This window comes from Rhodococcus sp. MSC1_016, assembly GCF_023667485.2.
Taxonomy (GTDB): Bacteria; Actinomycetota; Actinomycetes; order Mycobacteriales; family Mycobacteriaceae; genus Rhodococcus_F; species Rhodococcus_F oxybenzonivorans.
The window spans coordinates 4107236-4133379 of record NZ_JAMOZI020000001.1; the positions used below are offsets into that span (position 1 = coordinate 4107236).

Consider the following 26144-nt stretch of genomic DNA (forward strand, 5'->3'; position numbering starts at 1 on the left):
CCGAGTCGCGTGTCCGGGGGCGGGCACTCACCTAGGCTCGCGTAAGTGAGGGATTCCACACCGACGGTCGGTTCGCCTGCGGAACTGGCGCGGGCGCTCGACGCCACGGGCTATCTCGCCGACGACGGCGTCGCGATGGCCGCGTTCCTCGCCATACGTATGGGACGGCCGCTGTTCTGCGAGGGTGAACCCGGCACCGGCAAGACGTCGCTCGCGACCGCATTGTCGGAGGCGTTCGACCTGCCGCTGATCCGCCTGCAGTGCCATGAGGGCATCGACGCCGCGCAGGCGCTCTACGACTGGGACTTCCCGCGGCAGCTGCTGCACCTGCGGACGCTCGAGGCGGCGAGCAACGGCCTGCTCGAGGCCGACACCGTCGAACGCTCGCTGTACACCGAGCGGTTCCTGCTGGCCCGCCCCTTGCTGCGGGCGCTCACCGAAGCCCCCTGCGTGCTGCTCGTCGACGAGATCGACCGCGCCGACGACGAGTTCGAGGCGTTCCTGTTGCAGGTATTGGACGAGAACGCGGTCACCATCCCAGAACTCGGCGAGGTGCGGGCGGCGACACCGCCGCTGGTGGTGCTCACCTCCAACCGCACCCGCGAAGTGCACGACGCCCTCAAACGCCGCTGCCTGTACCACTGGCTCGAGCACCCCGACCTGGCCCGGGAGGTCGCGATCCTGCGGCGCCGCATCCCCGGTATCGGCCCTGACCTCGCCGCGCAGGTCGCCCACGCCGTCCACTCCTTGCGGGAAATGGAACTCCTCAAGCCGCCGGGGGTGGCCGAGGCACTGGACTGGGCGCGCGCGTTGCGCGAACTCGACCGGGACGTGCTGGACGCGGAAACAGCCGCCGCGACGCTCGGTGCCGTCCTCAAGTACCGCGAGGACCTCGAACGGGTCGCCCGTGCCGGACTGGACCGGCTCCTGGCCGGGTGAGAAGCATGCCCGCAGCACAGGGCGCCGGCGATCCTCTGGTGGGGTTGGCCGGGTTCGCCCACGCCCTCGCAGCCGCGGGACTGCCGGTCGCGTCGGACGCCGTCTCCGCGTTCACCCGGGCGCTCCGCGAGGTGGAAGTGGGCAACCCCGAACAGGTGTACTGGGCAGGTCGCGCGACACTGTGCCGCGGTCCCGACGACATCCCCCGGTACGACTCGGCGTTCGCAGCCTGGTTCGGCGGTACCGTTCCCGCCCGTGTGCCCCGGTCCGGGGAACTGCCTCGCCGGGCCCGAACCGCCGCCCTGACCACGACGGACGGCGGCGACACCGGTGGCGACGCGCCGCAACTGCGGGTCGCCGCGGATGACACCGAGGTATTGCGCCACCGCGACATCGCCGACCTCACCGCGGCCGAACGCGCGCACCTCGCCGAGTTGATCGCCGCCCTGCGCCCGCGGCCCCCGACCCGCCCGGCCATCCGGATGCGCCCGGCCCGCCGGGGGACGGTGGACCCGCGGCGCACCGTACGGGGCATGCTCGCGGCGGGCGGCGAACCGGTGCGGCCGAGCCTCCACCGCAAAGCCACCCGGCCACGCCGGATGGTGCTGCTCATCGACGTGTCTGGATCGATGAGCCCGTACGCCGACGCACTGCTGCGTTTCGCGCACGTCGTCGCCCGCGGCAACCCGGGCGGCACCGAGGTGTTCTCGCTGGGCACCCGCCTGACCCGGCTGTCCCGGGCGCTCCGGGTCCGCGACCCGGAAGTGGCGCTCGCCGCGGCAGGCCGGGCCGTGCCCGACTGGGCGGGCGGCACCCGTCTCGGTGAGACGCTGCGCGCGTTCCTGGACCGCTGGGGCAGGCGGGGCGTGGCCCGCGGCGCCGTCGTAGTGATTTTCTCCGACGGCTGGGAGCGCGGGGACCCCACGCTGCTCGCGGAGCAGATGGCACAGTTGCGCCGGCTGGCCCGCACCGTGCTGTGGGTGAATCCGCACGCAGGCGCGGACGGTTACGAGCCGGTGCAGTCGGGAATCGCGGCCGCGCTGCCGTACGTCGATCGTCTGCTCGCCGGGCACAGTCTCGCGACACTGCAGGAACTGCTCGAGGTCGCGCGCCGAACGTGACCGATCCGGAACGGGTTCCACGATTTCGGGTGTTGTTCGCGCTTCATCGGCGCAGAGTAGGACGTATCACCTGAGGCTCCCGGCTTTGGAGGCGCGATGCGCATCACTGTCACCGTCGACGGAACGAAATACACGGACGAGGTGGAACCACGACTACTCCTCGTCCACTACCTACGGGACCGGCTCGGCAAGGTCGGCACCGTCATCGGCTGCGACACCGGCAACTGCGGGGCGTGCACCGTTCACCTGAACGGTCACAGCGTCAAGTCCTGCTCGGTGCTCGCCGTGCAGGCCGACGGCGCCGACGTCCTCACCATCGAGGGACTGTCCCGGAACGGGACCCTGCACCCGGTGCAGCAGGCGTTCGGCGACAACCACGCCCTGCAGTGCGGCTACTGCACGCCCGGCATGATCATGCAGACCCTCGACCTGCTCGCCGAGGAACCCGACCCGGACGAGCGGACCGTGCGGCTGGGGTTGGAAGGCAACCTGTGCCGCTGCACCGGATACCAGAACATCGTCAGCGCGGTGCAGGATGCGGCGCAGCGGTTGCGCGGCGGCAGCACCACCGAAACACCGGCGACGGCGGATGCACCGAAGACCGACACCGCGCAGGGAGGTGTGCGATGACCGCCACCGCCGAACCGGAAATCGGGAAGGCCCGCAAGCGCAAGGAAGACGAGCATCTGGTCACGGGACGCACCCGCTGGACCGACAATCTCGTGCTGCCGGGTATGCAGCACCTGGCGATTCTGCGCAGCCCGTTCGCGCACGCCCGCATCACCGGTGTCGACGCCACCGCCGCCCGCGAGATGCCCGGTGTCGTCGCGGTCCTGACCGGCGCCGATTTCGCCGCCGAGCAGGGCAGCCTGCCGTGTGCCTGGCCGATCACACCGGACATGAAGTCACCGCCCGCCCCGTCCCTCGTGGTCGACAGGGTGAACTTCGCCGGCGAGGCCGTCGCGGTTGTGGTGGCGCGCAGCGCGTACGAGGCGCACGACGCACTCGAGGCGATCGACGTCGAGTACGACGAACTGCCGGTCGTGCTGGATCTCGCGGCCGCGGCCGCCGACGGCACCGACCTCGTGCACCCGGATCTCGGGACGAACGTCAGCGCCACCTGGACCTTCGACTCTGCGGAGGCAGGCACGGGCGGCGACGTCGAGCAGGCCATCCGCGACGCCGAGGTTCTCGTCGAGCGCACGTTCCGGCAGCAGCGGCTGATCCCGGCGTTCATGGAACCCCGCTCGGTGGTGGTCGACCCGACCGGCGCTCAGATCACCATGTGGTCGGCCACACAGATCCCCCACATCCTGCGGCTGATGCTGGCGATGACGCTCGACATACCGGAGCACAAACTGCGCGTCGTCGCCCCGGATGTCGGCGGCGGTTTCGGCGGCAAACTTCAGGTGACGCCGGAGGAGGTCATCGCGCTGCTCGTCGCGCGACGACTCGGCAAGCCCGTCAAGTACACCGAGTCGCGTAGCGAATCGATGGTCGCGGCGCATCACGGGCGCGACCAGATCCAGAAATTGACACTGGCCGCCCGCCGCGACGGCACCGTCACCGGAATGAAGGTGGAACTGCTCGCCGACATGGGCGCGTATCTGCGCCTGGTCACCTCGGGGGTGCCGATCCTGGGCGCGTTCATGTTCAACGGCATCTACAAGTTCCCGGCGTATCACTTCACGTGCACCAACGTGTTCACCAACAAGGTGCCCACCGACGCCTATCGCGGCGCGGGGCGGCCGGAGGCGACGTTCGCGATCGAGCGGATGATGGATGAGCTCGCGACCGAGTTGTCGATGGATCCGCTGGAACTGCGGGCGAAGAACTGGATTACCCACGAGGAGTTCCCGTTCGACACCGTCGCGGGCCTGACCTACGACTCCGGCAACTACGAGGCCGCCACCGAGCGCGCGCGGGAGTTGTTCGACTACGACGGTCTCCGGCGCGAACAGGCGGAGCGACGCGAGCGAAAGGACCCGGTGCAACTCGGCATCGGGGTGTCCACGTTTACCGAGATGTGCGGTCTGGCGCCGTCGCGTACCCTCGGCGCCCTGGCCTACGGGGCCGGCGGGTGGGAACACGCGGCGATCCGGATGCTGCCCACCGGCAAGGTCGAGGTGGTCACTGGTTCGTCGGCGCACGGCCAGGGACACGAGACCGCGTGGAGCCAGGTGGTCGCGGATCAGCTCGGGGTTCCGTTCGAGGACGTCGAGGTGCTACACGGCGACACCCAGACGTCGCCGCGTGGCATGGACACGTACGGTTCACGGTCGCTGGCCGTCGGGGCGATCGCGGTGGTGAAGGCCGCCGAGAAGGTGATCGCGAAGGCCCGGCCCATCGCGGCGCACCTGATGGAGTGCGCCGAGGACGATCTCGAATTCGCCGAGGGCCGATTCCGGGTGAAGGGCACCGAGAAGGCGGTCGGCATCGCCGACGTCGCGCTCGCCGTGTTCGCCGCGCACGATCTGCCCGACGGGGTGGAGCCGAACCTGGACTCCGAGGCCACGTACGACCCGGAGAACTTCTCGTTCCCGCACGGCACGCATCTGTGCGCGGTGGAGGTGGACACCGAGACCGGGAAGGTCGGCATCCGGTCCTATGTGTGCGTCGACGACATCGGGCACGTGGTCAACCCGCTGATCGTCGAGGGTCAGGTGCACGGCGGACTTGTCCAAGGCATCGCGCAGGCCCTGTACGAGGAGGCGGTGTACGACGAGTCCGGCACTCTGCTGTCGGGTTCCTTCGCCGAATACCACGTGCCGTCCGCGGCGGATCTGCCGAAGTTCACCACGGGCCGCACCGAGACTCCCGCCACCGGTAATCCGCTCGGCGTCAAGGGGGTCGGTGAGGCGGGAACGATTGCATCCACCCCGGCCGTCGTGAATGCCGTCCTCGACGCCGTCCGCCAGTTCGGGGTGCGTGACATCGCGATGCCCTGTACACCGATGCGGGTCTGGAACGCCATCCGGTCCGCTCAGGGAGGTGCCCGATGATTCCGTCGACCTTCGACTACGTAGCCCCGACCACGGTCGACGAGGCGGTGGCCGCGCTCGCCGAGGCCGGGGACGACGCCAAGATACTCGCGGGCGGCCAGAGCCTGCTGCCGGTGCTGCGGCTGCGCTTGTCCTCGCCGAGCACTCTCGTCGATCTCGGCCGGATCGGCGAGTTGCGCGGTGTGCGCGAGGACGGCGACAGCATCGTGATCGGCGCGATGACCACGTATTACGACATGATCCGTGACCCGCTCGTCCAGGAGCACGCGCTGCTGCTCGTCGAAGCGACCCGCACTGTTGCCGATCCGCAGATCCGGCACCGCGGCACGCTGGGTGGCGCTCTGGCGCATGCCGATCCGGCGGGTGACCTGTGCGCTCCGGCACTGGCACTCGACGCCACCCTGACCGCGGTCGGTACCGCGGGCAAGCGGAGCATTCCGGTCGCCGACTTCTTCGAGGGCTACTACACGACGGCACTGCACCCGGACGAGATCCTCGCGGATGTGCGGATTCCGAAGCATACCGGCTGGGAGGCGCGGTACGAGAAGTTCAACACCGTCGCGGAGGCGTGGTCGATCGTGGCGGTGGCCGCGACGATTCAGGTCGACGGCGGCACGATCCGCCAGGCCCGGGTGGCGCTGACCAACATGGGGGCCGTGCCGGTGCGGGCTCGCGGCGTCGAGGGCGCGCTCGTCGGCAAGGCCTCCGATCCGGAGTTGATCCGGGCGGCCGCCGAGCACGCGGCCGAGGGCACCGACCCGGTCACCGACGGTAACGCCGACGCCGACTACCGCAGCCACCTCGCGAGAGTGCTGACCCGGCGGGCCGTGGCGACGGCGGTCGGCGTCTGAACGGGCGCGGCAGCCGTCAGGGCCGCGAGTCGCGGCCGGCCTCCACCGCCTGCTCGGTGGCGTCGCACACCACGACCGGGTGCGGGTCGACGACGTTGTGTAGCTCGAACACCGGAAGGTAGCGGCCCGCATCCGGTCTGCGTACTTTCAGTCGCACTCGTTGGTGCCGCATCAGATACAGGGCAGCGCCGAGGCCGCTGACCAATGAGATGACACCGCCGATCACGAGGGGCGCACGCGGGTCGAGGACGTCGGCGAGCCAGCCGAGGACCGGACTGCCCAGCGGAGTGCCGCCCAGGAAGCAGAGCATATAGATACCCATCACCCGGCCCCGCATCTCCGACGGCACCGACATCTGCAGAATGTTCATCGCCGCCGTGGTGAACGTGAGGGTGAGCGCCCCCGTGGGCACCAGCATGACGGCCACGAGGAGGTAGGTGGGCATGAGTCCGACGAGAATCTCGAACGCGCCGAACGCTGCCGCGGCACCGAGGAACGTACGCAATCGCGGCGGTGTCCGGCGCTTCGCGGCGATCGTGGCGCCCGCGAGCGTGCCGACGGCCAGGGTGGTGGACAGCAGCCCGTAGGCGTCCGCGCCTTGCCCGAAGGTGTTGCGGGCGAGCACAGCCAGGCTGAGGGCAAAGTTCAGCCCGAACGTCGACACCAGGAACACGGCGATCATGAGCACGCGCAGATCGGCGCGGCCCCACACATACCGAAAGCCCGCCCGCACCTGCCCTTTACCGCGTTCCGCGGGCGGCGCGGTGAACAGTTCCCGCGTATTCATCATCACCAGCGCGACCAGCACCCCGGTGAACGTGGCTGCGTTGAGGAGGAACACCCAGCCCGTGCCGATGAGGGTGATGAGCACCCCGGACACCGCCGGGCCGATGATGCGTGCGGTGTTGAAGGTCATCGAGTTCAGCGCGATGGCATTGGGAAGGAAATCCCTGCCGACCATTTCGATGGTGAACGATTGACGGACCGGTGCATCGATCGCGGAGGCGCAACCCAGCACGAAGGCGATGAGGTACACGTGCCACAGCACGACCACCCCACCCACGTCGAGCAGGCCGAGCACCAGGCCGCACAACGCCATCGCCACCTGAGTGGTGATCAGGATTCGCCGCTTGTCGTAGCGGTCGGCGAGCACGCCACCCCACACGGACAGGAACAGGGTCGGCCCGAACTGCAGTGCCATCACGATGCCCACCGCGAGGGCGTTGCCGTCCGACAGGGTCAGGACGAGCCAGTCCTGCGCCACCCGTTGCATCCACGTCCCGACGAGGGAAACGATCTGCCCCGAGGCCCACAACCGGTAGTTGCGGGTATGCAGGGCGGCGAACATTCCGGTCTTCTGCCGGGCGGGTGAGGCGGCGTCAGGTTCGGGTGGCACCGTTCCATCTTGCTCCCGACGGCCGAAGCGCCTGCGCTCCGGTGCGGCTACTCGGAGTCGGCGACGATGGCCGTGATGATGCCGACCGCGTCGCGGAGCGTTTTCAACTGGTCCTCTTCGAGTCCGGACAGCCGCTCGTTCATCCAGGCTTCACGGGCGTGCGTCTCGTCGGCGATCAACGCGTGACCGGCATCGGAGAGGGTGACGATGATCTGGCGGCCGTCGGTGGGATGCGCTGCACGCTCGACCAGTCCGAGATCGACGAGCGAGGCGATGACCCGGGTCATCGACGGCGGCTGAACCTTCTCACGGGCGGCGAGATTGCCCGGCGTCATGGCTCCGTCGCGGGCAAGGGTGGCCAGCGCAGACAACTGGGTGAGCGACACCTGGGCGTCGACGCGCCGCCCACGCAGATGACGCGTGAGGCGCACGACGGCCAAAGAGAGGTCGCTGGCGAGTGCGCGCGTATCCGTGGTCACGGGAATGACAATACGGGACCGATGGGCCGTCGTTTACGTTACTGCGTCGGTGATCGGGCCCACCGCGAAGTACGCCACGAACAGCAGTGCCACCACCCACATCAACGGGTGAATCTTCTTGACACCGCCACTCGCAGCGTTCAGGACCACCCAGGATATGAAGCCGACACCGATGCCGTTGGCGATCGAGTAGGTGAACGGCATCACGACGATGGTGAGGAATGCGGGCAACGCGATCGAGAACTTCGAGAAGTCGATGTCGCGGACCTGGCCGATCATCATGGCGCCCACCACAACCAGGGCTGGTGCGGCCGCCTCGATCGGCACCACCGAGTACAGCGGGGTGAGGAACATCGCGGCCAGGAAGAGCAGTCCCGTCACGACATTCGCCAGGCCGGTGCGCGCGCCCTCGGCGATACCGGATGCGGACTCCACGAACACCGTGTTGGACGAAGCGGATGCGCCACCTCCGACGATGGCACCGGTTCCCTCCACGACGAGCGCCCGCCCGATGTTGGGCAGGTTGCCCTCCTGGTCGGTGAGACCGGCTTCCTTGCCGAGTCCGGTCATGGTGCCCATGGCGTCGAAGAAGTTGGCGAGCACGAGAGTGAACACGAGGAGGCTCGCGGCCAGCACGCCGATGCGGACGAAGGCGCCGAAGAGGCTGACGTCGCCGACGAGGCTCAGGTCCGGGAGTTCCGCGACGACATCGGGAGCCGCGGGCACACTGAGGTTCCAACCGTTCGGGTTCACTCCGAGCGACGGGCCCACTCCGGCGACCGCCTCGATGATCGCCGCGAGCACGGTGGTGACGACGATGCCGATCAGCAATCCACCGCGCACCTTACGGACTACCAGTACGCCCATGAGCAGGACACCGAACACGAAGGTCACTGTGGGCCAGGAAGAGATAGATCCGTTGATGCCGAGTCCCACGGGGACCGTCGTTCCGGCGGCGTCGGGAATGCGTCGCACGAATCCGGCGTCCACGAGGCCGATGAACGCGATGAACATCCCGATGCCGGCGGCGATCGCGGATTTCAGTTCGGGCGGAATGGCGTTGAACACCGCGGTCCGGAAACCTGTGAGCGCCAAGACGACGATGATGATTCCGTCGATCACCACCAGGCCCATCGCCTCCGGCCAGGTGACCTGCGGCGCGATGGTGACGGCGAGGAGGCTGTTGATACCGAGGCCCGCCGCGATCGCGAAGGGATAGTTGGCCACGATGCCGAAGACGATGCTCATCAGCCCGGCCACGAGGGCGGTGACCGCGGCCACTTGGTTGACGGGGAGGATGTTCCCGAGGACGTCCGTCTTGGCAACGGCGTCGTCCGCGGAGAAACTGCCGAGAATCAACGGGTTGAGGACCACGATGTACGCCATCGCGACGAAGCTGACCACACCGCCGCGAACTTCCGTGCCCACCGTCGAACCACGTTCGGTGATCTTGAAGTAGTTGTCGAGCAGTTTCGGAGCTGCACCCATGTTCTCAATCCCCATCGCCAGAAGTCGCGCGTCGCTACTGGAGATTAGGGCACGGCGACGAGGGTAGCGTTCTTTCGGTGAACGAGTCCGCAGACCGACAGCCCCTCACCCGGCGCCTCGCCGACCCGCGACCTGCACTGATCCTGGGCACGCTTGCGTGGGTTGTGGCGATGGTCGTGGTGATCGTCACGGGCGACCGGTGGGCGGATGCGTTGCCGACGTGTATCGCGGGCGTCGTCGTCGGATTCCTCGGCTACGGATTGTTCGCGCTGCAGCGGCGGGCGGCGAGGCGCGGCAGTCGGGGGGCACAGCAGGGTCTGCTCTAGGGGCGGGTGCTGGTGCGGGCGGGTGAGCGGGTCAGCAAAATCCAGAAGGCCGCCCACAGTGCCCCGAAGACCCAGCCGGCGAGGACGTCGGTGATCCAGTGCGCCGCGAGGTAGACCCGCGACAGCCCGACCATCAGCGTGTAGAGCCCGAGCAGGGTCAGCGCTGCCGCGCGGACATGAGGAAGCACGACGAGGCGAACGACCACGGTACCGACGACACAGGCCAGGATGGCGGTCATCATGGCGTGGCCGGACGGGAACGAGTAGGTCGAGATGTCTACCAGCCGTTCGGGGAGCGGTGGTCGGTCGCGCCGGAACAGTTGTTTCAGGCCGCTCATCACCGCCCAGCCGGACAGCATCGCGCCGCCGACGAGCAGGGCGTCCCGTCGGCGGTCCTGCCGCAGCAGAGTGACGGTGAGTACGACCGAGATGATCCACGCGGCGACGGTTCCCCCGCTGTTCGTGATCGCCGTGACGACGTCGACCAGCCACAGCGGCCGGTCCTCGATCACCCCGTTCAGGACGCTGCTGTCAACGGGCATCGGGCACACCCCAGGTGGCTGCAGCCCAGGACTCGGAGACGTGTGTGGTGCCGTCTTCGTCCACCCACCACGGAACGGTCACTTCGGCGTCGAGGGCACCGGTGAGCGATACGGTGAGCTGCGGATGAACCACGACCTTGCCGTGGGGCAGGGGCCGGCCGATGCTGACGTGGGCGAGCACTGCCGTCGGTTCGAGTTCCCACGACACCGGGCGGCCGGTACTGGTCACGACGCTCCGCACCGCCGCGGAGGCTGTGGCGACATCGAGCAGGTCGGCCAGTGCCTCACCGGTGTCGAGGGCCCCGGCGACCAGGCGGTCGTGCGGGACTGCGGCGGACAACCACGGCTTGTCGAGCACCAGCGCCACGCCGGCGTCGATTACCGCGCCGGTGACGGCGCGCACCTGGTCCGGCAGGTGTAGTTCGTCGAGGTCGAGGACCCCCGCAGCAGCGGCCGCGCCCAGCAGGGTGTGCGTGCGCACGATCACCGCCGGGGATGGCTGCCGCCGGGAGTCGGCGAGACGATCGAGGAGTAGCTGCGCCAGTTCGGGAGAATCGACGGCGGGTGAGGCGAGCGCCGCGGCGAACACGCCCGATTCCGGATGATCGACGGCGTCCAGTAGGCCGGTGAACGTGTCGTCTCCCGGTTCGCGGAGCAATCCCAGGACCTGGCCGTCCAGTTCGGCGTTGTGCCGTAGCCACCACGCCGTGTAGCCGCCGCGGTCCGCGAGCAGTGGGCGGGTCGACTGATCCGTCGCAAGCATGGTCAGAGCCGTCGCCCAGCGGTCCTGGTCCACGAGGTCGAGGTCACGGACGGCGTCGATCGTCTCGGGATCGTCGTCGAGTGTGTCCCACCAGCGGTTCTCGTCGTCGAGGTCGTGATCGGGCCCGGTGGGCAGTTCTGCGCGCAGCACGGTGAAGCCCCAGCCCACACCGACGGCACGTAATGCCGTCTCGCCCACCCGCTCGGCGAAAGCCGGGTTCACCGACGCGAACGGCGAGTCGTCCACCAGAACCGCCGCGAGAGGTGCACCGGGTAGGAGCAATTCGTCGGCGCCGCGCAACTCGCCGTCGATGTCGGGCAGAAGGAGTTCGCCCACCCATGACGGCAGGGCACCGGGCTCGGCGTGTGCGGCGAGCGCGAGCACCACGGTGGACAATTCCTCTGCCGCCACCACGTCGTCGTCTTCGAGGTCCTCGATCTCGGCCCGCAGCGCCGGGTCGGACAGCAGGTCGACGGCGGTCGCGGTCTTGGCGCCGAGCCTCGACAGCAGCGGGTGCGCCGCCTCGGGGTGGACCAGCCGCGTCCAGTCGACACCGAGAACGTCTCCGATGTCGTGACCCAGCAATACCGTTCGCGGCCCGGTCACCGTGCGGCCGTCCGACAGCGGCACGGGAATGGAGGCCAATTCCTCGGCCGCGAGTGCGTCGACGGCCAGAGGTTCGAGCGCCGCGTACAGGCGAGCCCACCACGTCGGCTCGCGGTCGATCCCGCTGAGCAGTTCGGCGATGCGGGCGAGTCCGATCCTGTGGGTGTCGACGGCGGCCAGAGCGGGCGCCCAGCGCGGGCCCGACAGTTCCGGCACTACCAGGCCGTCCACGATGTCGGCGAGGAGTTCGGCGAGTTCGTCACTGAGTCCGGGTACGACCGATGCCCGGTTGGGCGCCCTGTCCTTACCGCCGACTGTGGGAAGCCACGGTCTCTCCCGCAGTTCGGTCAGGAGCTGTTCTCGCAGAGACGAATCGACCTCGCTGCGAGCGAAACCCGGCAAGGGGACCAGCGCCAGTCGTTGTTTCGGGGGCAACGCCGCCACGAAGTCGGCGTAACCGACCGTCACCTCGGCAAGCGATACGCCGGGCAGCACCCGCCGCCGATCGGGCTGCATCGCAATGTCCGCTATCAACATTGCCGGGATCGACAGTTCCTCGTCCGAGCGAGTGGGGGCGCGCAGAACGTCGTCGGCAGAGGGGCGCACGACGCCGTCGACCACGCGGACCAGCCACCGGGCCCGCCCGGATTCGAATTGCCACCAGTGGTCGTCGCCGATGGCGATGTCGGTCAGCCCGGATGCCAGCGGGTGCTCTCGTCTTCGAAACTCCCTGCCCCCCACGGTGATCGAGGCCAGGGAGGGAAGCTCGAGCAGCAGGTCCGGCGCCTCACGGGCCATGTGGGCCAGCAACGCAGTCGCGTCGACGGTGTCGCGCAGGGTCAAGACGACCTCGGACGTCGCCCCCGCGGCGGGACGGTGGTCGGTGGGCCACGCGAGGCGCAGCGCCGGAACATCGGCACCCGGATCGGCGCCGTCGAACTCCGCGAGCGCAGATCGCGTGCGCCGCGAGGAGAAGGCGACCGAACCGGACGTCGAGCGCAACTCCACCTCGTCGCTCACCGACAACACCGCGGTGAAACCGACCCCGTAACGGCCGACCGTGCCCGCTGACTTGTTCGACGCGCGGAGGGCGACGAGAGCCTGCACCCCGGACTCGTCCAGCGGCGCACCCGTATTGGCGACGCTCAGCACGCGCCCGTCGAGACGCACCCAGAGCTCACCGGGCACGCCCGCGCGCGCCGCCGCGTCGGCGGCGTTCTGCGCCAGCTCGGTCAGCAACCTGTCGCGGTAGCCGGCATGGACGAGATCGGACTCCGCGGCGGCGTCTTCCCTCAACCGGGTGGGTGAGGTGCGCCACGCGTGCAGCGTCGAGTCCCGAAGGGCACCCGTGCCGAAAGGATCGGCTAGCTGGTCGATGCGGAATCCTCCACGTCGGAGTTCCCGGCCGCGGTCGCCTCGGCCGTCACTGTCTCCGTGTCGGTGTCGGCGTTCCCGGCCTCGGTTCCGGTCGGACCCTCGACCATCTCGACTGCGCCGTCGTCGTAGGCGTCGAACTGCGGCGAACCGGCACCCGACGGCAGCGAGGTGTCCGAATGGGCCCCGCATCCGTATTCGGCGTCGACGACGTGCCCGTCCGCCGCCAACTCATTGCCGCACACGCCGAACGCTCGATGCAACGACCCGGCGAGCGGCAGATAGAACCCGCACAGGGAGCACGTGGACGGGGCCGCCCTGGCCATCTCGGAATCCGGACCGTACTCGCCGTCGTGCCAGCGTTGCGCGGCGTCGAGACGGCCCTCGAGGCTCATCACCTGTTTGCGGCCGAGCCCGATTTCGAGGGCAGCGTCGTCGACCTCGGGGTCGCCGTTGGCGACGTAGCCGGGAACGAGCCGGGGGTCGCCGGCCGGGGGTGCCAGCAAGTCACCGGCCGACAGATCACCCGGCCGAATGCGTTGATCCCAGGGAATCCAGTCGGGGGCGACGAGGGCATCGGGTCCGGGCAGGAGGGCGATCTCGCTGACGGTGGCGTGATCCGCCGCGGGATCAGCAGCCACCACCACCGCCCACTGCCAGCCCCGGTAGCCCGGAAGGTCGGCAACGAAACGGTGAGTCGCGGCGCACTCGTCCTCGGTGGTGACACCCAGGTACTCGCCGATTCCCCCGTCCTGCAGTTCGGCCAGCGCGGTTCGGGCGAGCTCGACGGCGTCGGTCAGTACGGGGCGCGACACTGCGCGCTCGTCGGAAGAAGCAACACTCACACCACCAGTTTGCCGCACCACCGCAAGTGGATGCCCACCTGGGCTGTCATGCTGGTCCGATGACCGGCGGAAGGCACCTCGTCCCCGCACTCGCGGCGCCCCTCCTCGGGGTCGCGATGATGGTGACCTCCTGCTCCGCGCAGGCCCCCACAGCGGCCGACGCCCCCGACGCCGAGCTGCGTGTGGAGATACTGCGCACCCTCGATCACGACCCGAATGCCTTCACTCAGGGGCTCGAGATCGCCGGCGACGATCTCTTCGAGGGGACAGGTCGAAGCGGCGAGTCGTGGGTTCGTGCGACGAACCTGGGCAGCGGGACCGTCCGCGCTCGGGCCGAGCTCCCTCCCCCACTGTTCGGTGAGGGCATCACCGTCGTCGACGACACGGTGTGGCAGCTGACCTGGCGTGACGGTGTGGCCATCGCTCGGGACCGGGAGACCCTGAGCGAGCAGCGTCGGGTCGCACTGGACGCCGAGGGCTGGGGCATCTGCGCGCTTGCCGACAGCCTCGTAACCAGTGACGGCTCGTCGACCCTCACCTTCCGCGACCCCCGAACGTTCGAAGCGCAGCGCACCGTCCAGGCGCGCCGGGACGGAGTTGCCGTCACTCACCTCAACGAACTCGAGTGCGCGGACGACGGCACCATCTACGCCAATGTGTGGACCACCGACACCCTCGTCCGTATCGACCCCGCCGACGGCGGCGTGATCGCGGCGATAGACGCAAGCGCACTACGCGACGCCTTGCCGCCCGGGCCGCGGGACGTCGACGTCCTCAACGGCGTCGCCCAGATTCCCGGAACCGACCGTTTCCTCCTCACCGGAAAATACTGGCCGCGCATGTTCGAGGTCCGATTCGTTCCCTGACAGGCCGGTCCCACCAGCTTGCCCGGGGTTGCTGTGGTCGGATGTCCGCCGACTAGGACAGAATTGGGGAGTGACCGGACCGCGCGAACCCTTCGACTCCGACAGCAGTCGGGCGCCCCACGGCAATTCCGGGCCCACCGCTCATCCCGGCTACGACAATTATCCTCCGGCTGCCCGCTCCGGAGGACGACGTACGCCGTTGCCGCCCCTGCATCCGGTGGGCGGTGGGCAGCGATCCCGGTCGGAGGAGGACCGGGCGAACGCACCCAAGGCGCCGCCGATGCCGCGCAAGCTCACGGTCACCCGGGTAGCCGCCATGCGCAGTCGCGAGCTGACCAACAGGACGATCGCCACTTTCCACCGGGCAGCGAAAGCTGACGGGGCGGACAAATCGGGACTCACCGCGCTCACCTATGCGGTGATGACCAACAACGCGACCGATGCGGCCATCGCCGTCGCGCTCGCGAACACCCTGTTCTTTTCCGCGGCGACGGGCGAGGACAAGACCAAGGTCGCGCTGTACCTTCTGATCACCATCGCCCCGTTCGCGGTCATCGCCCCACTGATCGGCCCGATGCTCGACCGTCTTCAGCACGGTCGGCGCATCGCCCTCGCGTCGTCGTTCGGACTGCGTACCGCGCTCGCGATCATCCTGGTCTTCAACTTCGACAGCTGGGTGCTCTATCCCGCCGCACTCGGGATGATGGTGCTCAGTAAGTCGTTCTCGGTCCTCAAGAGCGCTGTCACACCACGAGTACTACCGCCCGAGATCGACCTCGTCCGGGTCAACTCCCGGCTCACCGTGTTCGGTCTCCTCGGCGGAACCATCGGCGCGGGCGCTCTCGCGGGCGCTCTCGCACTGGCCACCGGGTCGTCCATGGCGACGTTGTGGCTGGCCGCGGTGATCACCGTCCTCGGTGCCTACCTGAGCATGCGTATCCCGTCGTGGGTGGAGGTGACCGAAGGCGAGGTCCCGGCCACCCTCACCTATCACGGTGACGACCGGCGCACCGAGGTCATCGACCGCACCCGCGTGATGCCGGAGGCGGACGCCGGGCCCAAGTCGGGCAAGCGCAGGCAGCCGCTGGGACGGGCGGTCATCACCGGACTGTGGGGCAACAGCACGATCCGCGTGCTCACCGGGTTCCTCACCCTGTACATCGCGTTCGTGGCGAAGTCCCGGACCGACCACGAACCGCTGATCCAGGCCGCGATGCTGGGCTTGGTCGGGGCAGCTGCCGGCATCGGGAACTTCACCGGCAACGCCGCCGGCGCCCGCCTCAAACTCGGTCGTCCGGCCCTGATCGTTCTGCGCTGCACGGGCGCCGTCTGGGTGGTGGCCGTGATCGCTGCCGTCACCGACAACCTCCTGACCGCAGCCGTTGCCACCCTCGTCGGGTCGGCGGCGAGCGCCCTGGCCAAGGTGTCGCTGGACGCATCGTTGCAACACGATCTGCCGGAAGAATCGATCGCCTCGGGATTCGGTCGTTCGGAGACGGTGCTGCAGCTCAGCTGGGTGGTGGGCGGTGCGCTGGGCGTCCTGCTCCCCACCGAGTATTGGATCGGATTCACCGTGGTGTCGGCGGTCATGACCGTCGGACTCGTGCAGACGGTCCTCACCTACCGGGGCAGCACGCTGCTGCCAGGCCTCGGCGGAAAACGGCCCGACCTCGCCGAACAGGAAGTAACTCAGCCAATCTCGACCCACAGGGCCGACCGATCGACGGGAAATGTGACGTAAGTGAGTATGCAGGCGCGAACCAAGAGGACCCTGGCACTGATCACCGTGGGACTGGTGGTTGCGGCCGTGGCCTTCGTCGGGGTTCTGTACGCGCTCATTCGGGACTCCGATCCCCGCCTGCCCGAGATCACCGCCTTCGCGCACGGCCACGCGGAGCAGGTGGCGCCACTGGCGTTCTGCAATCTGTATCTCGAGAACTGCGAGACGGGCCGGCTTGCCGAGCTGAACGTGCCCCCCGGATCCGCGCTGCAGTTGTCGCTGCCCCAGGAGATCGTCGACGCACCGTGGCGCATGGTCGTCGTCTATCAGGACCCGTCGGGGCAAGTCGTCGTGCAGGAGAGGGCGCACCGCGCGGGTGAGACCCGTGCAGTGACCGTGCCGTCGACGGAAGAATTACAGCTGGCCGGAGTCGAGATCCAGTTGCCCTCCGCCGTCATCGACGAGCAGGGGCTGACGCAAGCGCGGGCCGCCTGGTCGATCAAGACGGCCTGATTCGACAGCAAGCGAAAAGAAACCCCGCACCGTGTCGTGGTGCGGGGTTCCTTTTTCGGAAAGCGTTCTGTCAGCTGTCGAGTTCCCGGGCGACGGCGCGGACCACCTCGGAGATGCGCTGAGCCGTCTTGCGGTCGGGGTATTTGCCCCGGCGCAGGTCGGGCTGCACCTTCGCCTCGAGAAGCGTGATCATGTCCTCGACCATGCCGTGCAATTCGTCGGGGGTGTGCTTCTTCACGGAAGGTTCCTTGCGCCCGGCGTTCTGGCGCAGCGACGGCGCCGGGTCGAGCACTTTCAAGCTCAACGCCTGAGGACCGCGCCGCCCGGCGGCCATGCCGAACTCGACGCGCTGGCCGGCCTTGAGGCCCTCGACGCCTTCGGGCAGGGCGGACGAACGCACATAGACGTCCTCCCCCTCTTCCTGCGACAGAAAGCCGAAGCCCTTTTCGACGTCGTACCACTTCACCTTGCCGGTCGGCACCGCGTTCACCCGCTCATCACTTGAAGTGCAATTGGTATGCAAAACAACGCGCCCCACCTTTGGTGCGGGACGCGCAGTATCCACAGTCTACCTTGCACACACTGCCTCCGGCATTCGGGTTTCCAGGCATTATCGTTGCTGGTGTGCCCCCAGAATCGACTCCCCCGAGCACGCCCGGGACCCCTCGCACCCACGATGGTCTGTTGCGGGTAGCGCTTGCCTTGTTCGCGGTCGGGTTCCTCGCGATCGTGGCGATCTTCCTCACCCCGGTGGTCTCGGACAGCGATCCCGGCCTCGTCCTGTATCTCATCGCGCTCGCGTGCCCGATCGGGTTCCTCCTCGGGATCGTGGCGGCGCTGAGACAGGGCCGACGAACACGCTGATCGTGCACACGCTCGGCGACGACATCCAGACCCTCACTACGACGGGACGATCATGAGACTTCTGCTCAACATCATCTGGCTGATCTTCGGTGGGCTCTGGCTCGCCCTGGGCTACTTCGTCGCCGGAATTCTCTGCTGCATTCTGATCATCACCATTCCGTTCGGGATCGCCTCCTTCCGCGTCGGCGTCTACGCGCTGTGGCCGTTCGGGAAGACGGTCGTCGACAAACCGACGGCCGGGGTGGCGTCGCTGATCGGCAACGTCATCTGGTTCATCATCGCCGGTCTGTGGCTGGCGATCGCCCACATCGTCACCGCGGTTGCCATGGCGATCACCATCATCGGCATCCCCCTCGCCGTCGCGAACATCAAGATGATTCCGATCTCGCTCATGCCTCTCGGCAAGGACATAGTCGACGCTCCACGCTGATGTGACGTTACTCACATAACGGCCCGGTAACAGAAGAGCAACGGGTCGGCGATAGGCACGTCTCGCCGCTACTAGCTGGGAAGAGTCCGCGAGGCCCCGAATAGTGGGCTGCATCAGGCACGGACACGCGGCGTTATCAAATGGTGACACTGAGGCCTCGGACCGTTACCGTCGTCAGCGGTCGAGCAAACATCGGCCACATCCGGCCCGCCGCGCCAAGCCTCGTCCCGCGGGTACCGGAGTCCCGACGAAGCATTCCAGGGACGAGGACGGGGGACCCAAAGTCCTCCAGGGAACACGAGTTCCCAGGCGGACACCGGTCCGAATGTGCCACGCACAGTCGGACCTTGGGGTGAAGCCAGACCCTCTCCAAGCCAGGAGGGGTGAGGCCGGGCGACCTCTCAGCCCGAACCCGACAGCTGACCTCGCAGGCGCGTGTGGAGAGGATCTCGACCCACTATGAGCGGACGTCATCGCAAGCCCACCACCACCGGCCGTACCGTCGCCAAGGTCGCCGTCACCGGCGCCATCATGGGCGTCGCCGGAGCAGCCTTCTCGGGCACCGCCAACGCAGCCCCCGATTCCGACTGGGACCGCCTCGCGCAGTGTGAGTCCGGCGGAAACTGGGGCATCAACACCGGAAACGGCTACCAGGGCGGCCTGCAGTTCTCGCCCAGCACGTGGAACGCACACGGCGGCAGCCAGTACGCCGCCACCGCCAACCAGGCTTCACGCGAAGAGCAGATCGTCGTTGCCGAGCGCGTTCTCGACTCGCAGGGATGGGGCGCATGGCCGTCCTGCTCCTCGAGCCTCGGCCTGAGCAGCGCCCCCACCCAGCGCAACGCGCCGGCCACCGTGCCCGACGTCCCGGAGGCCCCGGCGCTCCCCGACCTCACCAGCGGCGTTCCGAGCACCAATGCGGCTCCGGAGGCTGCGGACGCCATCGACTCGGCCATCGAGGCCGTCAAGGCTCAGGGTATCCAGATCGATCCCCAGATCCTGCAGCTCATCGACGCCAACCGGGCCCTGCTTCCGCAGTAAGTCCTTCGGCACAGCGACGAGGGGCCCTGCACCATTCCGGTGCAGGGCCTCTCTTCTGCCGTTGTACTAGCGGTTGATCACCGTGTGCGGATGCGCGTACGGCAACGACTCCGCCGGCAGCGGGAACTCGGTGTCCTCGCCGAACGGGGACAGACCGCCCGCCCGGCTCGACGACAGTTCGGTCACGGCGTGATCTCCATCGGCGGTTTCGGGCCACCCTGGATCCACATACTGCTTCTTAGAATTGTTAGCCACGGGGACATTTTGACAGGAGCGGTCGGCGACGTACAGCCCAGGTCTCTAATCTGATAGTCGATGACCGACACCGACGACACCGTCACGACCCCCGGCGCCGCTACGAGCACCGCCGGCGGCGCAAGTCTCGCCGACTGGCTGGCAGCGCGCAGCGACGCCCACCTGATCGCGCTGCTTCGTGCGCGCCCCGACTTGGCGGTCCCCCCGCCTGCCACGATCGTCGTTCTCGCCGGACGCGCCGAACAGCGGGCGTCGGTGGCCCGTGCCGCCGACAATCTCACCTCACTCGAGTTCGGCATCCTCGAACTACTCGCCCTCGACAAGGCGGACGAGATGCCTGTCTCCCGCGCCACACTCCTGGGCGCAGTGGGGACGAGGGTGACCAAGAAGACGGTCGACGCCACCCTCGACACCCTGCGGTCGCTGGCACTGGTGTGGGGCGATGCCGACAATCTCCGCATCGTTCCCGCCGTCGTCGCGACCATTCCGTGGCGTGTCGGACGTATCGCCGAGCCCACGGAGACGCTCGATGAGGCCGGCATCACCGCTGCTCTGGCACAGCTGGTGACGGTCGAACGCGACATCCTCGAGACGCTCGCCCGCTCAACGTCCGTCGGTCGGACGCGGGACGCGGCCCCGGGAACGCCTGCCGATCGGCCCGTGCAGCGCCTTCTCGCCGCCGGACTCCTGCGCTGGGTCGACGAAGAGACGGTGGAGCTGCCGTTCCAGGTGCGTCAGGTCCTGCGCGGTGAAGCCGCTTTCGACCCCACCTCCCTGACGCCGCCCGCCGTGACGGGCCGTAAGTACAAACCAGCCGACATCAATGCCGCAGCGGCGGGTGAGGCCCTCGAATTGGTCCGCCACTGCGAGGACGTCGTCAAGGTGCTCGGAGAGGCGCCCGCGCCCGCCCTGCGGGCCGGCGGTCTGGGTGTCCGGGAGCTACGGCGCATCGCGAAGGTGTCCGGGATCGACGAGAACCGGCTGAGTCTGCTGGTCGAGCTTCTCGCGGCGGCCGGGTTGATCGCGAGCGGCGCGCCTGATCCGGCTCCGCCCTCGGACAGTGGGGACAGCTACTGGGCGCCGACGGCCGCCGTCGACAACTGGCTGAACGCGCCGATCGCCCGGCGATGGCACGCATTGGCCGCCGGATGGCTCGAGCTGCCGCGCATGGCGTGGTTCATCGGTATGCGCGATTCCAACGACAAACCGGTTGCCGCCTTGTCGGAGGAGGTGCGGGCGCCGTCCGCACCCCGCGACCGGCAGACGATCCTCGGGCTTCTCGCCGAACTCGGGAGCGGTCAGTCCGCAGCGCCCGCGGAATTGAGCCGACTGCTCGCGTGGCGTCGCCCGCGGTGGGGTGCCCGACTGCGCGTCCATGCGGTGGAGCGGACCCTCGACGAGGCCGCGACTCTCGGTCTGGTCGCGCGCGGCGCCCTCAGCTCTGCCGGTCGTGCGCTCATTCACGGCGGTGACGCCGAGGCAGAGATGCATGCCTCACTCCCCGAGCCCGTCGACCACGTTCTCGTGCAGGCCGACCTCACCGTCGTCGCTCCGGGACCGCTCACGCCCGACCTGCTCGAGCAGATCGCCCTGGTCGCGGACATCGAGTCGGCCGGTGCCGCGTCCATGTACCGGATCAGCGAAGACAGCGTGCGCAGGGCACTCGACGCCGGAATGACTGCCGCCGAGCTGCACAGCCTCTTCACGACCCGGTCGCGCACCCCCGTGCCGCAGTCGTTGTCGTACCTGATCGACGACGTTGCCCGGCGGCACGGACGGCTGCGGGCCGGAGTCGCCTCGTCCTTCGTCCGCTGTGAGGATCCCGCCCTGCTCGCCGAGGTGCTGGCGTCACCCGTGGCCGCGTCATTGGCGCTCCGCGCGCTGGCGCCGACGGTGGCGGTGTCGCAGGCCCCGCTGCGGGAGGTACTGAACGAACTGCGCGCCGCCGGGTTCGCGCCCGCGGGTGAGGATTCTTCGGGAGCGCTGGTCGACCTTCGTCCGCGGGGCGCGCGGGTGCTGACCCGTCGCAAGGCCCCCGGGTCTCGAGCACCGGCCGTCGCCACCGACGCGCAGCTCGACGCAGTGGTCCGCACCCTGCGTGCGGGTGATCTGGCCGCATCGGCTCACGGCCGCGGCAGCATCCGCGCCGACGGGTCTCGAGCCAGCAGTGCCGCCACCGTCGCACTGCTCAGCACTGCCGCCCGCGAGAAGAGCAGCGTGTCCATCGGCTACGTCGACGCGCAGGGCGTCGCGACGCACCGCATCGTCGACCCCGTGAGCGTCGGCGGTGGTCAACTCGACGCTTTCGACCCGGCGAGTGGCAGTGTCCGTCGCTTCACGTTGCACCGAATCACCTCCGTCGCACGAGTCGACTGAACGGCGCCTCGGATAACGATTGTGCGCAAACACCTGGACTCAGGGTTTCCGGGCAATAACGTGTTACGGGTATGTACCTGGCCGGGGACGACTACCAGGAGGCTGGAACATGAGTGTTACCGGAACGGGCCGGCGGACGATGCTGCGCGCAGTCGTACGTCTGATGGTCGCCGTGGTCATTCTGCCGTTGGCATTCGTACTGGCCGGAGGCGGAACTGCTGCGGCGAATCCGTATGACCGGCTGCGTGAACACTGGGTTGCCGCCCCGGGAGGTGTCGGGCAGATCAAGGTACGGATATGGCTGGCGAACAACGGCAGCAACAAGGCGCTGTACCTGCTCGACGGCCTCCGCGCACCCAACGACGTCAGCGGCTGGGAGCACGAGACCAACGCCGCGTGGCTGTCGGATCACGGAATCAACGTGGTCGAGCCCGTCGGCGGGATGTCCAGCTTCTACTCGGACTGGTACGCCCCGAGCAATACCAACGGACAGCCCTACACCTACAAGTGGGAGTCGTTCCTGACCCAGAACCTGCCCGACTTCCTCGCGAACGTGTACGGCATCAGTCGGACGAGCAACGCCGTGGCCGGCTTGTCGATGGGCGGCAACGCAGCCCTCATCCTGGCCGCATATCACCGCGACCAGTTCACGTTCGCCGGTTCGATGTCCGGATATCTCAACCTGTCGGCACCGGGCATGCGCGAAGCCATTCGGGTGTCGATGCTCGACTCCGGCGGCTACAACTCCGACTCCATGTGGGGGCCGCCGTGGGATCCGGCCTGGCTCCGCAACGACCCCTTCGTCGTCGCCCCCCTGCTCCGCGGGCTGCCGATGTGGATCTCCGCGGGGAGCGGGCTGCCGGGTGCGTACGACCGGCCGGACTCCGCCATCGGCGTGTTCAACACCAGCACCGCGATGGGCCTCGAAGCGATCGCCCTCGCCCAGAACCGCGCCTTCCAGGTACGGCTCGACACTCTGGGAATTCCCGCGCACTACGACTTCCCCGCCTCCGGAACCCACACCTGGGGTTACTGGCAGGATCAGCTCTGGGCCATGCTCCCGATGATGAAGGCGTCGATCGGCGCCTGATCCCCCTGTGAGTACTTGTTAACCGCGGGCGGGTTGTGCTGTCTACGTTGATATGAGACACGGGTGTCTACGTAGATGCGAGACAGATTTTAGGCGGGTTGGAGTTGTCCTTGGTAGCGCTTGGTGTGGTCGAGGTGTAGGTGTCCGATCACGTTGCCGTCGGCGGTGTAGGCGGTGACGTGGTCGTCGTCGTGGAGCAGGGTGATGGTCTGCCCGGCTCTGCGCCGGCCGACGCTCAGTCGGGTGTGGGAGTCGATGCACACGGTGCCGGCGGAGGAGACGATCAGGGCGTGCACGGTGGCGTCGTGTTGGATCGGAAGTGCTTGTGGCCCACCGAGGAGTGGCGCGTTCTGCCAGGCCTGCAGTGGCGGCATCTTGACCGCACTGTGCGGGCGGTCGGTGTTGTAGAACCGCTGGTAGGTGTCGCAGAGCTGCTGCAGTTCGATCAGAGTGGTCGGTTGGGTGGGGTGAGTGGCCAACCATTGCTTGAAGGTGCGGTGGTGGCGTTCGACCTTCCCGCAGGTCTGTGGGTGGTATGGGGTGGAGTGGATCAGCCGCGCACCGGCCCGCTTCACGACCCGGGTGAAGCCCGAGGTGCCGCCCTTGGTGCGGCGGGAGGTGAACGCGCTGCCGTTGTCGGCGAGTACCAGTGCCGGAACCCCGAAGTCGGTGAACGCGGCGATGATCGCCGCGATCGCCCCGGCGGCGGTCTCGGCGTCCGCGACCCGGGTGGCGACCAGGGTGCGGGTGCAGTCGTCGAGGACCTCGAAGACGGTGGCCTTGGCTCCGGTCGCCAACCGAACTTCGGTGGCGTCGATCTGATAGCAGTCGCGGGGTTTGCGGTAGCAGAACCGGCGGTAGGACGATTTCGGGCGTTTCTTCGGCTCGGGGACGACCAGGTGGTAGCGGGTGAGGATCTTGTTGATCGTGGCCCGGGACGGGATGGTCCAGCCCTGCTCGGACCAGTGTTGTTTCTCGGCGACCGCGTTCAGGTGGTAGGCGATGGTGTCGGCGCCGCGCTCGTGATGGGGCAGGTTGAGGCGAAGCCGCACGATCTCGGCCTCCACCTCCCACGCGGTGGCGTGTGGGCAGGAGGTGGGCCGGCGGGACCGGGCGGTCCACCGGCCGTCCTCCTCGATCCGTTTCTTGTGCCGGTAGGCGGTGGCGCGGGAGATCCCGTGGTCGGTGCACCAGCGGGCGAAGTTCCCGTCGAACATGTCGGCGCCGGTGGTCTGCGAGACCACCAGCAGGGCGTGTAGCAGTTCCATGACGGCTTCCGTTCCGGTCATGAACCAAGTCCACGACCAGTCAGGTGCCTCATACCTCAATCGACAGCAGCGTGTCTCACATCTGGGTGGACATCATCTGTCTCACATGTCCCCAGACTCAACAAACCGCGGGCGGGTAACAAGTACTCACAGGGCTGAAAGTGCTAGTCGCGACCCGGCATTCAAAGTGGTTGAAATTTGTGCCATGGCGTGGATCACAATCTCTGGACTTCCATGCCCGTGCTCGCCAAAATTTCTCATGCGCCGCTCGTCATCACGTAGCAGGTTGTCCGTGTAGCGCCCCTGCCAGCTGATATAGATCGCTGGCAGGGGCTGCGCTTGGCTGCGCCGCACGACTCGCGCGGTGTCGCCCCACCCCATCAATCGCGGTGAGCCGACAGTAGCCACGCAGGCAGCATGGCCCGGCCCTTGTCGTCGCGCTCCCAGTTCGCGGCCTCCTCCGGTCCGAGCAGCGCGTGAATGAAGGCGGGGCGAACGTCGTCGATGCTCCAGTACTCCGCGACGGCCTCGCGTAACTCTTCCTCGGTCACCGGATTCGGTCCTTGCCCCTCGGGGAAGGCACCCTTCGCGAACACCAGGATGTAGTACTGCGCACCGGGTGCCGCCGCTCGGGCGACGGCGTGCAGGTAGTCGCGGCGACGGTCCACGGGCAGCGAATGGAACAGGGTGCTGTCGACGATCGTGGCGAACCGTCCGTCGAAGCCTGTGAAAGAACTGATGTCCGCCACCTGAAAGGTGGCCGTCGTCAGTCCACGGTCCGCCGCGGCTGCCCGAGCCACGCCAATGGCCGTCGGCGACAGGTCCAGACCGACCACCGTGTACCCCTGCGCCGCCAAGTGGAGGGAAGTCTCGGCATGTCCGCAGCCCGCGTCCAATACGTCGCTGCGGAACTTGCCCTCGGCGATCAGTCCGGCGAGTTCGGGTTGCGGCTCACCGATGTTCCACGGCACCGGTCCCGAAAAATTCTCCGCATCGCCGCGGTAGATGTCATCCCACGGCGCAACCTGGTCGTCGGTCATGACATCGACGGTACGCCCGCGCTTTCCCCGCCACAGCACATCGGCACGGCCCTGATTATGAGTCGCTAACCGGTCAAGTTCACCTCGATGCAGTAGGTGCGTTGCGGTTCCGAGAAGGCGATGGGAAATGCGGCGTCGAACTGGTTGCACAGGGATTCGTCGTCCTGGCCGTCGACCCGTTCGACCACGGTGACGGTGTCGGGTTGGGAACAGACACCCGGAACGATTCTGCCGTCGTCCTCGAGGAGGTAGCACGAATCCTTCACCATATTCGGGATCAGGCACAGTGTGCTTTCGACGGTGTCGTCCTCCCCCACCAGCGTGTAGGAGAAGTAGTCGTCACCGCACTGGACGTCACCGTCCTGCTTGGTGGCCACCTCGTACGTGGCGTCGTCGTCGGAGCAGTCCCGCTTTTCGTGCTCGGTCTCGGCGGCCGTGGTCGAGGCGGATTCGAAGAAGACGCAATCTCCGACGTCGAGGCTGTTCTGGTCGGCACTACGCACTGCGAACAGGCCGACTGCGGCGACAGCGGCGAGGAGCACCACGGCGACCACAGCGAGGGTGATGAACAGGCCCTTGCGCGACTTCTTCGGAGGCGGATACTGACCGCCGGGCGGGTACTGCCCGTACTGTCCCGGCGGCGGACCGTACTGGCCCTGCTGTCCCGGCGGCGGACCGTACTGGCCCTGCTGGTAAGGCTGCTGCGGGTACTGGCCCTGCTGGTAGGGCTGATTCTGCTGGTACGGCTGCTGCGGGTTGTTCGGCGGCTGGCCGGGGGTGTTCGGATCGGGACGTGAGGGGTCGGGGGGCTGGGTCATCTCAGGCCTCGTCTCTGGGGGAACCACCGGCTCACCTCTCAATTTAGGCGGCCACCGCCCAGAATGTGCTGGTATCGAGCCAGGTGAGAGGTGGCGACGTGGCGCGCCGACGCCCATACCAGGACAATGGA

25 protein-coding genes and 1 riboswitch are annotated in these 26144 nt (G+C 68.0%); of the genes, 14 read left to right on the top strand and 11 right to left on the bottom strand.

The genetic code is table 11. From position 1 onward, the window contains the following. Positions 1–45: 45 nt before the first annotated feature. The 5 genes from L1080_RS18980 to L1080_RS19000 all read left to right on the top strand — a co-directional run bounded on the left by L1080_RS18980 (position 46) and on the right by L1080_RS19000 (position 5913). Complete coding sequence (locus L1080_RS18980; protein WP_250778000.1) at positions 46–939, top strand: AAA family ATPase; 894 nt, start codon at positions 46–48, stop codon at positions 937–939. 5 nt (positions 940–944) lie between these two features. Next, on the top strand, positions 945–2060 hold the full coding sequence (locus L1080_RS18985; RefSeq protein ID WP_459031331.1) for a vWA domain-containing protein: 1116 nt from the start codon (positions 945–947) through the stop codon (positions 2058–2060). 96 nt (positions 2061–2156) lie between these two features. Continuing rightward, complete coding sequence (locus L1080_RS18990) at positions 2157–2690, top strand: (2Fe-2S)-binding protein (RefSeq protein WP_250777831.1); 534 nt, start codon at positions 2157–2159, stop codon at positions 2688–2690. Then, positions 2687–5062 carry a xanthine dehydrogenase family protein molybdopterin-binding subunit gene (locus L1080_RS18995; RefSeq protein ID WP_250777834.1) on the top strand — a complete coding sequence of 792 codons (2376 nt, stop codon included), beginning with the start codon at positions 2687–2689 and terminating at the stop codon, positions 5060–5062. Before L1080_RS18990 ends, L1080_RS18995 begins: the two co-directional genes overlap by 4 nt. Next, the gene (locus tag L1080_RS19000; RefSeq protein ID WP_250777837.1) at positions 5059–5913 is read left to right on the top strand and encodes an FAD binding domain-containing protein; all 855 of its coding nucleotides are present in this window, start codon (positions 5059–5061) and stop codon (positions 5911–5913) included. The genes L1080_RS18995 and L1080_RS19000 overlap by 4 nt, the downstream gene beginning before the upstream one ends. 16 nt (positions 5914–5929) lie before the next feature. Here L1080_RS19000 and L1080_RS19005 read toward each other — a convergent pair whose 3' ends face one another. The 3 genes from L1080_RS19005 to L1080_RS19015 all read right to left on the bottom strand — a co-directional run bounded on the left by L1080_RS19005 (position 5930) and on the right by L1080_RS19015 (position 9276). Then, positions 5930–7261 (bottom strand): MFS transporter, encoded by a 1332-nt coding sequence (locus tag L1080_RS19005; RefSeq protein ID WP_159926939.1) that lies wholly within the window; start codon positions 7259–7261, stop codon positions 5930–5932. A gap of 95 nt (positions 7262–7356) precedes the next feature. Then, the gene (locus L1080_RS19010) at positions 7357–7788 is read right to left on the bottom strand and encodes an Rv0880 family HTH-type transcriptional regulator (RefSeq protein WP_250777840.1); all 432 of its coding nucleotides are present in this window, start codon (positions 7786–7788) and stop codon (positions 7357–7359) included. A gap of 33 nt (positions 7789–7821) precedes the next feature. Then, positions 7822–9276: an NCS2 family permease gene (locus tag L1080_RS19015; RefSeq protein ID WP_250777843.1), complete on the bottom strand. Its 1455-nt coding sequence runs from the start codon at positions 9274–9276 to the stop codon at positions 7822–7824. A gap of 77 nt (positions 9277–9353) precedes the next feature. On the opposite strand from L1080_RS19015, the gene L1080_RS19020 reads away from it, so the two are divergent. Then, positions 9354–9602: a DUF2530 domain-containing protein gene (locus tag L1080_RS19020; RefSeq protein ID WP_159919863.1), complete on the top strand. Its 249-nt coding sequence runs from the start codon at positions 9354–9356 to the stop codon at positions 9600–9602. Here the strand turns inward: L1080_RS19020 and L1080_RS19025 are convergent. From L1080_RS19025 to L1080_RS19035, 3 genes are all read right to left on the bottom strand, one after another. Next, positions 9599–10144, bottom strand: coding sequence for a phosphatase PAP2 family protein (locus L1080_RS19025; protein WP_250777846.1), 546 nt, complete (start codon positions 10142–10144; stop codon positions 9599–9601). The genes L1080_RS19020 and L1080_RS19025 overlap by 4 nt on opposite strands. After that, positions 10134–12701 carry an ATP-binding protein gene (locus L1080_RS19030; protein ID WP_250777856.1) on the bottom strand — a complete coding sequence of 856 codons (2568 nt, stop codon included), beginning with the start codon at positions 12699–12701 and terminating at the stop codon, positions 10134–10136. Before L1080_RS19030 ends, L1080_RS19025 begins: the two co-directional genes overlap by 11 nt. Before the next feature lie 176 nt (positions 12702–12877). Continuing rightward, positions 12878–13753 (bottom strand): DUF3027 domain-containing protein, encoded by an 876-nt coding sequence (locus L1080_RS19035; protein WP_250777849.1) that lies wholly within the window; start codon positions 13751–13753, stop codon positions 12878–12880. A 38-nt stretch (positions 13754–13791) separates the two neighbouring features. Between L1080_RS19035 and L1080_RS19040 the strand changes: the two genes are divergently transcribed. The 3 genes from L1080_RS19040 (at position 13792) to L1080_RS19050 (ending at position 16831) form a co-directional block, all read left to right on the top strand. Next, positions 13792–14598: a glutaminyl-peptide cyclotransferase gene (locus L1080_RS19040; RefSeq protein ID WP_250777851.1), complete on the top strand. Its 807-nt coding sequence runs from the start codon at positions 13792–13794 to the stop codon at positions 14596–14598. A gap of 70 nt (positions 14599–14668) precedes the next feature. Next, positions 14669–16339 carry an MFS transporter gene (locus tag L1080_RS19045; protein ID WP_159919855.1) on the top strand — a complete coding sequence of 557 codons (1671 nt, stop codon included), beginning with the start codon at positions 14669–14671 and terminating at the stop codon, positions 16337–16339. Between the two features lie 6 nt (positions 16340–16345). After that, complete coding sequence (locus tag L1080_RS19050; RefSeq protein ID WP_250777860.1) at positions 16346–16831, top strand: DUF2771 domain-containing protein; 486 nt, start codon at positions 16346–16348, stop codon at positions 16829–16831. A gap of 70 nt (positions 16832–16901) precedes the next feature. Here L1080_RS19050 and L1080_RS19055 read toward each other — a convergent pair whose 3' ends face one another. Beyond that, positions 16902–17312, bottom strand: a complete 411-nt coding sequence (locus L1080_RS19055) for a cold-shock protein (RefSeq protein WP_250777863.1) — start codon at positions 17310–17312, stop codon at positions 16902–16904. A 143-nt stretch (positions 17313–17455) separates the two neighbouring features. On the opposite strand from L1080_RS19055, the gene L1080_RS19060 reads away from it, so the two are divergent. The 3 genes from L1080_RS19060 to L1080_RS19070 all read left to right on the top strand — a co-directional run bounded on the left by L1080_RS19060 (position 17456) and on the right by L1080_RS19070 (position 19166). Then, the gene (locus tag L1080_RS19060; protein WP_213573378.1) at positions 17456–17695 is read left to right on the top strand and encodes a hypothetical protein; all 240 of its coding nucleotides are present in this window, start codon (positions 17456–17458) and stop codon (positions 17693–17695) included. A 52-nt stretch (positions 17696–17747) separates the two neighbouring features. Next, positions 17748–18125 (top strand): YccF domain-containing protein, encoded by a 378-nt coding sequence (locus L1080_RS19065; protein WP_159919851.1) that lies wholly within the window; start codon positions 17748–17750, stop codon positions 18123–18125. Between the two features lie 235 nt (positions 18126–18360). After that, positions 18361–18575: riboswitch (cyclic di-AMP (ydaO/yuaA leader) on the top strand. 9 nt (positions 18576–18584) lie between these two features. Continuing rightward, the gene (locus L1080_RS19070; RefSeq protein WP_159919849.1) at positions 18585–19166 is read left to right on the top strand and encodes a resuscitation-promoting factor Rpf1 domain-containing protein; all 582 of its coding nucleotides are present in this window, start codon (positions 18585–18587) and stop codon (positions 19164–19166) included. Between the two features lie 66 nt (positions 19167–19232). On the opposite strand, the gene L1080_RS19075 is transcribed toward L1080_RS19070, so the two are convergent. Next, positions 19233–19421, bottom strand: coding sequence for a hypothetical protein (locus L1080_RS19075; protein WP_109327376.1), 189 nt, complete (start codon positions 19419–19421; stop codon positions 19233–19235). A 60-nt stretch (positions 19422–19481) separates the two neighbouring features. On the opposite strand from L1080_RS19075, the gene L1080_RS19080 reads away from it, so the two are divergent. After that, positions 19482–21797, top strand: a complete 2316-nt coding sequence (locus tag L1080_RS19080; RefSeq protein ID WP_159919847.1) for a helicase-associated domain-containing protein — start codon at positions 19482–19484, stop codon at positions 21795–21797. A 109-nt stretch (positions 21798–21906) separates the two neighbouring features. Beyond that, positions 21907–22887 carry an alpha/beta hydrolase gene (locus L1080_RS19085; RefSeq protein WP_250777854.1) on the top strand — a complete coding sequence of 327 codons (981 nt, stop codon included), beginning with the start codon at positions 21907–21909 and terminating at the stop codon, positions 22885–22887. Positions 22888–22976: 89 nt separating this feature from the next. Here the strand turns inward: L1080_RS19085 and L1080_RS19090 are convergent, their stop codons facing one another. From L1080_RS19090 to L1080_RS19100, 3 genes are all read right to left on the bottom strand, one after another. Next, positions 22977–24176 carry a DDE-type integrase/transposase/recombinase gene (locus L1080_RS19090; protein WP_459031323.1) on the bottom strand — a complete coding sequence of 400 codons (1200 nt, stop codon included), beginning with the start codon at positions 24174–24176 and terminating at the stop codon, positions 22977–22979. Positions 24177–24535: 359 nt separating this feature from the next. Beyond that, positions 24536–25195, bottom strand: a complete 660-nt coding sequence (locus L1080_RS19095) for a class I SAM-dependent methyltransferase (RefSeq protein ID WP_250777181.1) — start codon at positions 25193–25195, stop codon at positions 24536–24538. A gap of 65 nt (positions 25196–25260) precedes the next feature. Beyond that, on the bottom strand, positions 25261–26013 hold the full coding sequence (locus L1080_RS19100; protein ID WP_250777182.1) for an LppU/SCO3897 family protein: 753 nt from the start codon (positions 26011–26013) through the stop codon (positions 25261–25263). Positions 26014–26144 lie beyond the last annotated feature (131 nt).

What these genes read in the sequence shown, in the direction of transcription:
- L1080_RS18985 (WP_459031331.1), top strand. Translation starts at nt 945, where the DNA reads ATGCCCGCAGCACAGGGCGCCGGCGATCCTCTGGTGGGGTTGGCCGGG.
- L1080_RS18990 (WP_250777831.1), top strand. Translation starts at nt 2,157, where the DNA reads ATGCGCATCACTGTCACCGTCGACGGAACGAAATACACGGACGAGGTG.
- L1080_RS18995 (WP_250777834.1), top strand. Translation starts at nt 2,687, where the DNA reads ATGACCGCCACCGCCGAACCGGAAATCGGGAAGGCCCGCAAGCGCAAG.
- L1080_RS19000 (WP_250777837.1), top strand. Translation starts at nt 5,059, where the DNA reads ATGATTCCGTCGACCTTCGACTACGTAGCCCCGACCACGGTCGACGAG.
- L1080_RS19005 (WP_159926939.1), bottom strand. Translation starts at nt 7,261, where the DNA reads ATGTTCGCCGCCCTGCATACCCGCAACTACCGGTTGTGGGCCTCGGGG.
- L1080_RS19015 (WP_250777843.1), bottom strand. Translation starts at nt 9,276, where the DNA reads ATGGGTGCAGCTCCGAAACTGCTCGACAACTACTTCAAGATCACCGAA.
- L1080_RS19025 (WP_250777846.1), bottom strand. Translation starts at nt 10,144, where the DNA reads ATGCCCGTTGACAGCAGCGTCCTGAACGGGGTGATCGAGGACCGGCCG.
- L1080_RS19040 (WP_250777851.1), top strand. Translation starts at nt 13,792, where the DNA reads ATGACCGGCGGAAGGCACCTCGTCCCCGCACTCGCGGCGCCCCTCCTC.
- L1080_RS19050 (WP_250777860.1), top strand. Translation starts at nt 16,346, where the DNA reads ATGCAGGCGCGAACCAAGAGGACCCTGGCACTGATCACCGTGGGACTG.
- L1080_RS19065 (WP_159919851.1), top strand. Translation starts at nt 17,748, where the DNA reads ATGAGACTTCTGCTCAACATCATCTGGCTGATCTTCGGTGGGCTCTGG.
- L1080_RS19070 (WP_159919849.1), top strand. Translation starts at nt 18,585, where the DNA reads ATGAGCGGACGTCATCGCAAGCCCACCACCACCGGCCGTACCGTCGCC.
- L1080_RS19080 (WP_159919847.1), top strand. Translation starts at nt 19,482, where the DNA reads ATGACCGACACCGACGACACCGTCACGACCCCCGGCGCCGCTACGAGC.
- L1080_RS19085 (WP_250777854.1), top strand. Translation starts at nt 21,907, where the DNA reads ATGAGTGTTACCGGAACGGGCCGGCGGACGATGCTGCGCGCAGTCGTA.
- L1080_RS19090 (WP_459031323.1), bottom strand. Translation starts at nt 24,176, where the DNA reads ATGACCGGAACGGAAGCCGTCATGGAACTGCTACACGCCCTGCTGGTG.
- L1080_RS19095 (WP_250777181.1), bottom strand. Translation starts at nt 25,195, where the DNA reads ATGACCGACGACCAGGTTGCGCCGTGGGATGACATCTACCGCGGCGAT.
- L1080_RS19100 (WP_250777182.1), bottom strand. Translation starts at nt 26,013, where the DNA reads ATGACCCAGCCCCCCGACCCCTCACGTCCCGATCCGAACACCCCCGGC.